Origin of the sequence: Pantoea sp. Morm (assembly GCF_016643525.1) — a bacterium.
GTDB classification, from domain to species: domain Bacteria; phylum Pseudomonadota; class Gammaproteobacteria; order Enterobacterales; family Enterobacteriaceae; genus Pantoea; species Pantoea dispersa.
In genome coordinates, this window is the sequence record NZ_VOQX01000148.1 from 1 (window position 1) to 7002 (window position 7002).

At 56.6% G+C, this 7002-nt stretch carries 8 protein-coding genes; 3 read left to right on the forward strand and 5 right to left on the reverse strand.

Annotated features, from left to right (window positions below; genetic code table 11):
- A partial coding sequence (locus FT726_RS25510; RefSeq protein ID WP_346303674.1) for a triose-phosphate isomerase occupies positions 1 to 108 on the forward strand: 108 nt, incomplete at its 5' end.
- 67 nt (positions 109 to 175) lie between these two features.
- Here FT726_RS25510 and FT726_RS25515 read toward each other — a convergent pair.
- The 5 genes from FT726_RS25515 to cpxP all read right to left on the reverse strand — a co-directional run bounded on the left by FT726_RS25515 (position 176) and on the right by cpxP (position 4975).
- Positions 176 to 931: a CDP-diacylglycerol diphosphatase gene (locus FT726_RS25515; RefSeq protein ID WP_288421212.1), complete on the reverse strand. Its 756-nt coding sequence runs from the start codon at positions 929 to 931 to the stop codon at positions 176 to 178.
- A gap of 127 nt (positions 932 to 1058) precedes the next feature.
- Positions 1059 to 2048 (reverse strand): sulfate ABC transporter substrate-binding protein, encoded by a 990-nt coding sequence (locus tag FT726_RS25520; RefSeq protein ID WP_021507046.1) that lies wholly within the window; start codon positions 2046 to 2048, stop codon positions 1059 to 1061.
- Positions 2049 to 2195: 147 nt separating this feature from the next.
- A complete protein-coding gene (pfkA, locus tag FT726_RS25525) occupies positions 2196 to 3158 on the reverse strand; it encodes a 6-phosphofructokinase (RefSeq protein ID WP_021507047.1) in 963 nt (320 codons plus the stop codon).
- A gap of 207 nt (positions 3159 to 3365) precedes the next feature.
- Positions 3366 to 4268: a CDF family cation-efflux transporter FieF gene (gene fieF, locus FT726_RS25530; RefSeq protein WP_141497158.1), complete on the reverse strand. Its 903-nt coding sequence runs from the start codon at positions 4266 to 4268 to the stop codon at positions 3366 to 3368.
- 194 nt (positions 4269 to 4462) lie between these two features.
- The gene (cpxP, locus tag FT726_RS25535; RefSeq protein ID WP_021507049.1) at positions 4463 to 4975 is read right to left on the reverse strand and encodes a cell-envelope stress modulator CpxP; all 513 of its coding nucleotides are present in this window, start codon (positions 4973 to 4975) and stop codon (positions 4463 to 4465) included.
- A gap of 150 nt (positions 4976 to 5125) precedes the next feature.
- Between cpxP and cpxR the strand changes: the two genes are divergently transcribed.
- Positions 5126 to 5824: an envelope stress response regulator transcription factor CpxR gene (cpxR, locus tag FT726_RS25540; protein ID WP_007885339.1), complete on the forward strand. Its 699-nt coding sequence runs from the start codon at positions 5126 to 5128 to the stop codon at positions 5822 to 5824.
- Positions 5821 to 7002 (forward strand): envelope stress sensor histidine kinase CpxA (gene cpxA / locus FT726_RS25545; RefSeq protein ID WP_346303673.1); only part of this gene is annotated, 1182 nt, incomplete at its 3' end. The genes cpxR and cpxA, both read left to right, overlap by 4 nt.

Genomic DNA, 7002 nt, shown 5'->3' on the forward strand with positions numbered 1-7002 from the left:
CTGTTCACCCAGCCGGACATCGACGGCGCGCTGGTGGGCGGTGCGTCGCTGAAGGCAGATGCTGTCGCGGTGATCGTCAAAGCCGCTGCGGCAGCCAAAAACGCGTAAGTTTCTCACGCAGAAAAAGGCGGCTGATGAGCCGCCTTTTTTATTGCCTGATCGGTCGCGGAGCCACTCACTCCAGCAAACGGCACTGGTGATCCTGCAGTTCTTCCGCCGAACCGCGATTCAGCTTGAGCCAGTTGCGCTCCAGCGCCAGCAGCGCCAGACGTCCATCCGGCAGCCGGGCCAGCGCCAGCCCGTATTTGCCCATCTCACCGCGTGCATGCGGCACCTCCTCAGCCAGCCGGATAAACACGCTCTGCTGCGCCAGTTCGGCGGTGCTCAGCGTGCGAATCAGCCAGCGATGCCGCAGCAGCGTCGCCGTCTGCCACTGCGCATTCAGCTTCGGCGCCAGCGTATCCAGCTGCTGACGCACATCCGGTCGCAGGCAGGAGATATGAATATGCAGCTGATTCTGCGTACGACCATACTGCGCGTTGATGGCCAGCGACAGCACGCGGTCGTCGACAGGCGCACCGCGCTTCTGTGCCAGCAGGCGGCGCTGCTGCCAGGCGGCAGCAAACAGATTCGGCGTGGTGGGTTCGAGGAGGATTGGGCTCTCCATGCCGGTGATTTTTGCTATCGGCATCAGCAGATATTGCAGCGGGCCATTCAGATCTTTGAGCGTGACGTAACCCTGCGCCAGATTGACCTGCTGACAGGGGGCAGGATTACCGCGTTGCGTCATGTCCGGTACGCACTTTTCGCTGACAATCTGCCACAGCGCGTCGGCGTTTTTATGTAAATGCACCGCACCGGCGATCAGCCCGGCAATCAGAAGGATGAACGCGATAATCAGCAACGTAAGACTACGGCGGCGCGCCTGCATGGCCAGATCCTCAGTGATGAGCTGTCAGCATCCTCACCTGTCACCAGCGGAAAGTCACGGCTTTTTCCGCGCCGCAAAGCAAAACGGCCAGCGCAGGGCTGACCGTTTCGTCATGATGAAAACGCGGTTACGGTTTCATGACCTGATCGTAGCTGCCGCCGTCGGCAAAGTGTGCTTTCTGCGCTTTGCTCCAGCCGCCAAACTTGTCATCGATGGTGAACAGCTTAACCGGCGCGAAGCTGCTGGCAAACTTCTTCGCCACCTCAGGATCGCGCGGGCGATAGAAGTTTTGCGCCGCGATGGTCTGGCCTTCCGGTGAGTAGAGATATTTCAGATACTCTTCCGCCACCTTACGCGTGCCCTGTTCATCCACCACTTTATCGACCACGGAGACCGTCGGTTCGGCGAGGATCGATTCGCTCGGCGTAACGATTTCAAACTTGTCTTTGCCCAGCTTATCGACGGCCAGATAGGCTTCGTTTTCCCATGCAATCAGCACATCACCGATACCGCGCTCAACGAAGGTATTGGTCGCGCCACGTGCACCGGAATCCTGCACTTCAACGTTTTTGAACAGCGCCCGGACGTAAGCCAGCGCTTTGGCCTGGTCACCGTGGTTCTGGTCCAGCGCCCAGCCCCAGGCCGCCAGATAGTTCCAGCGTGCGCCGCCGGAGGTTTTCGGGTTTGGCGTGATCACAGAAACGCCTGGCTTAATCAGATCCGGCCAGTCATGAATGCCTTTAGGATTGCCTTTGCGTACCAGGAACACGATGGTGGAAGTATAAGGTGCCGAGTTGTCCGGCAGACGCTTGATCCAGTTTTTATCGATACGACCACGGTCAGCAATAGCATCCACGTCGGACTGCAGCGCCAGCGTCACCACATCCGCGCGGATGCCATTGATCACGGACGTCGCCTGCTTACCCGAACCGCCGTGCGACTGGCGGATCACCACGTTATCGCCGGTTTCCTGCTTGTAGTGCGCGCTAAACGCTTTGTTGTACTGCTCGTACAGCTCACGGGTTGGATCGTAAGAGACGTTTAACAGCTGAATATCCTTTGCCAGAACACTGGTTGAAGCCAGTAACAGGGTGACACCAATACTCCACTTGTTCATTGCTTGCTCTCCCGAGGTCGTTATAGAACAAGACTGACACAAAGCAATCCATGGATTAAAGAATTAAAAATAAGCTGTTATAACTATGGAGAATATAGCAAGGCATAAAAAAGGGCGCGAAAGCGATCGCGCCCGATTTATCGTTGATTAGTAGAGTTTTTTCGCGGTATCCAGCCAGTCGCGCTTGAACGGACGCTTCATGTTTTCGATAGCGTCGATGATGTCATGATGCACCATCTTCTCGTTCTGAATCCCCACGCAGCGACCGCCGTAGCCCTGCAGCAGCAGCTCAATTGAATAAGCACCCATGCGTGATGCCAGAATGCGGTCGTAAGCACATGGCGCACCGCCACGCTGGATGTGGCCGAGCACGGTGGCACGGGTTTCACGCTTGGTTTCCGCTTCAATAAAGTGCGCCAGATCGTCGATGTCACAGATGTGTTCGGTGATCGCCACGATGGCGTGTTTTTTACCTTTCGCAATGCCCGCCTGGATTTCTGCTACCAGCTCTTCGCGCGTGTAAGGGATTTCAGGCAGCACGATGAACTCACAGCCACCGGCGATGGCCGCCGCTAAGGTCAGGTCACCGCAGTAGCGGCCCATCACTTCTACGATAGAGATACGCTGATGCGAAGAAGAGGTATCGCGCAGACGGTCAATCGCTTCAACCACGGTTTCCAGCGCGGTGAAATAACCGATGGTGTAATCGGTACCGGCGACGTCATTGTCGATGGTGCCCGGCAGGCCGATGCACGGGAAGCCCATTTCGGTCAGGCGTTTGGCACCCATGTAAGAACCGTCACCGCCGATCACTACCAGCGCATCAATGCCGCGCTTTTTCATGTTTTCGATCGCGACCTGACGCACTTCTTCGTTGCGGAACTCCGGGAAACGCGCCGAGCCGAGGAAGGTGCCGCCGCGGTTAATCATGTCCGACACGCTGTAGCGGTCGAGGTTGATCATGCGGTCTTCGTACAAACCCAGATAGCCGTCATAGATACCAAAAACTTCAAGGCCTTCACTCAGCGCGGAACGGACAACTCCGCGAATGGCTGCGTTCATGCCTGGGGCGTCGCCGCCGCTGGTCAGTACTCCGATTTTTTTGATCATGACAACCTCTGGATTGTTCAAAACTAAGGATTATTCCTGCCTGTCGACCGGTGTGGACCAGCTCGCGATCGCACGGCTTAATAGTTGCAGATAGTATATCAAAGGCTTGATGCTGAATTGATTCAGGTCAGACAAGTTTTCGCTAATTTTTTACAGAGTTGTTAGCGTTACGTCATTTTTTTCACGCAATACTATGTTTTATAACGGCTAAAACTGAAAAAAACCCTGCTGATTTTGCGGCACGACAGAACAGGGGTCCTGATGAATAATCACATCTGAGCCGGGAAATTTTTGCCGTAATGCCTGCTCAATTTGATCGGCCACCTGATGCGCCTGCACCAGCGGGAGATGATCGTCCATCTCCAGATGAAGCTGAATAAACCGCGTCGGGCCAGACTGCCGCGTACGTAACGCATGGGCACCGCGTACGCCGGGCCAGTGGCTTACCAGCGCGATAATCGCCTGTTTTTCCTGCTCCGGCAACGCGCGATCGAGCAGCGACTGCACCGCTTCGTAGCCCATGCGCAGCGCGTTATAGAGGATATATACGCCGATGCCGAGCGCAAACAGCGCATCCGCACGCTTAAAACCATAACTGCTTAAGCCCAGCGCCACCAGAATGGCGCCGTTCATCACCACATCCGACTGATAATGCAGCATGTCCGCGCGAATTGCCTGGCTGCGGGTACGCCGCACCACCCAGCGCTGAAAAGCGACCAGTACCAGCGTGGAGCTGAGGGCGATCAGCGTCACAACTACGCCAACCAGCGGCGCGCGCAGCGTTTCCGGCGTGGCCAGATGCTGCAGCCCGGTAAGAAACAGAAACAGCGCCGATCCGGAGATAAACATGCTTTGCGCCAGTGCCGCCAGCGATTCCGCTTTGCCATGACCAAAGGTGTGATCGTCATCAGCAGGCTGCAATGAATAGCGCACCACCAGCAGATTGGTCAGTGACGCGGCGATATCGACCAGCGAATCCACCAGCGCCGCCAGCAAGCTGACCGAACCGGTGTACCACCAGGCGAAAATTTTCACGATCAGCAACAGCGTTGCCAGCGTGGTCGCCGCCAGCGCCGCGCGGTTTACCAGTTTTGCGTAGGAAGGTTCCATACCTTGCCTCGTCAGGCGCTGCAGCACGCCATGCAGTGGAAAATGGCTCAAGTTTATCACCGTCCCGTGCAGACTGCGTGACAGGATAGCGAAACGGATGCAGTTTGCCCGCAAATCCAGGGCAAAAAAAACCCCGCCATCATGGCGGGGAAGACAGGGATGGTGTCTATGGCAAGGAAAACAGGGATACTATGTTACTGGTTACTGCTGGTACTACTCACTGCTTGCAGCGGTGATGATGGCTGCAATCCGGAGAGCCGACGCGCTTCATTCAGGCGCCGCTCAAAATTCTTCTGCAATGTCGCTTGCTGTGCAGGCGTTAGCAGGTGATACATCTGATTACGAACCCGGGCCATCTCGATTTGCAGTTCTACCTGCTCGCGGGCCTGTTTCTCTGCCTGCTGGCGGATAGCCGATTCGTTAAATTTGTCTGCAATGACAAGGTCATGCATAGTTTCTATGTCCTGAACGCTTAACACCGGGCGTTCATGACGCGCTTGCTGCATCAGGTCGCGCATCTGTTGCCGCTGTTGTTCAGTCAGCTCAATGCCATCGAACATGTGGCTTTGCGGATTTTGCGTCATACTGCCTGTCGTCAATCCGCCGTTATGATGCATCTCGTCAATCGTCGTCGTGTCTGCTGCTTCTGCGCTGGCGTGACTGAGAACCATCGCTGAGGCAAAGACGACGGCGGTTAAGTAGCGCATCGTTTACTCCCGGTTCGTTCCGTTTTGCGATTCAACGAGAGCTAGTGTACGGCGACAGCTGCAAACATCCGTCAGGGGGTGTAAAACTACGTAAAGCGTTGGATTGCCACTATAGGAACACGGTATTTTGCCTGCGGAGGGCAACAAAAAATGAATAAAATCCTGTTGGTTGATGACGACCGCGAATTGACTTCGCTGCTTAAAGAACTGCTTGAAATGGAAGGTTTTGAGGTGATTGTCGCCAGCGATGGCGAGCAGGCGCTCAATCTGCTGGACAACACCGTCGACCTGCTTTTGCTCGATGTCATGATGCCGAAGAAGAACGGTATCGACACGTTAAAAGAGCTACGCCAGCAACATCAAACCCCTGTCATCATGCTAACCGCCCGCGGTAGCGAGCTGGACCGCGTTCTGGGCCTGGAACTGGGCGCGGATGACTATCTGCCAAAGCCGTTCAACGATCGCGAACTGGTGGCGCGTATCCGTGCGATTCTGCGCCGTTCAAACTGGAGCGAACAGCAGCAACAGCACGATAACAGCTCACCGACGCTGGAAGTGGATTGCCTGCGCCTGAATCCGGGCCGTCAGGAAGCCAGCTTCGACAGCGAAACGCTGGATCTCACCGGCACCGAGTTCACCCTGCTCTACTTACTGGCGCAGCATCTTGGCCAGGTGGTGTCACGCGAGCATCTCAGCCAGGAAGTGCTGGGCAAGCGCCTGACGCCGTTTGACCGCGCCATCGATATGCACATCTCTAACCTGCGTCGTAAGCTGCCGGAACGTCGTGATGGTCATCCGTGGTTCAAAACTCTGCGCGGACGCGGCTATCTGATGGTTTCGGCATCATGATTGGAAGTTTGACCACCCGCATCTTCGCCATCTTCTGGCTCACCCTGGCGCTGGTGTTGATGCTGGTACTGATGGTGCCCAAACTCGATTCGCGCCAGATGACCTCGCTGATGGAGAGCGAACAGCGCCAGGGCACCATGATTGAGCAACACGTTGAGGCGGAGCTGTCACAGGATCCGCCCAACGACCTGATGTGGTGGCGCCGGCTGTTTCGCGCCATCGACAAATGGGCACCGCCCGGTCAGCGCCTGCTGCTGGTGACCAGCGAAGGACGAGTGATCGGTGCGCAGCACAATGAAATGCAGGTGATCCGCAACTTTATCGGCCAGTCCGATAATGCCGATCATCCGCAGAAGAAAAAGTATGGCCGCGTCGAGATGGTCGGCCCCTTCGCGGTGCGCGACGGCGAAGACAATTACCAGCTGTATCTGATCCGTCCCGCCACCAGTTCCCAGCTCGATTTCGTCAACCTGCTGTTTGACCGTCCTCTGCTGCTGCTCATCGTCACCATGTTAATCAGCTCACCGCTGCTACTGTGGCTGGCGTGGAGCCTGGCGCGTCCGGCACGCAAACTAAAACATGCCGCGGATGAAGTGGCGAGCGGAAATTTGCGTCAGCATCCGGAACTGGAATCGGGCCCGCAGGAATTTCTCGCAGCCGGCTCCAGTTTCAACCAGATGGTGAGCGCGCTCGAACGCATGATGACGGCACAGCAGCGACTGCTGTCGGATATCAGCCATGAATTACGCACGCCGCTGACGCGTCTGCAGCTGGCGACTGCGCTACTGCGCCGGCGTCATGGCGAAGGCAAAGAACTGGAGCGTATTGAGACCGAAGCGCAGCGTCTGGACGGCATGATCAACGACTTGCTGGTACTGTCGCGCACCCAGCATAAGAACGCGCTGGTGAGCGAAGCGATGAAGGCCAACCAGCTGTGGAATGGCGTGCTGGAAGATGCCAAATTCGAAGCGGAGCAGATGGGTAAAACCATGGACGTGCCGTATCCGCCCGGTCCGTGGCCGCTGTACGGTAACCCGCACGCGCTGGAAAGCGCGCTGGAGAACATTGTGCGCAACGCGCTGCGCTATTCGCACACGCACATCAGCGTTAGCTTTGCCGTGGATATTCAGGGCATTACCGTGCACGTCGACGACGACGGTCCCGGCGTCAGCCCGGAA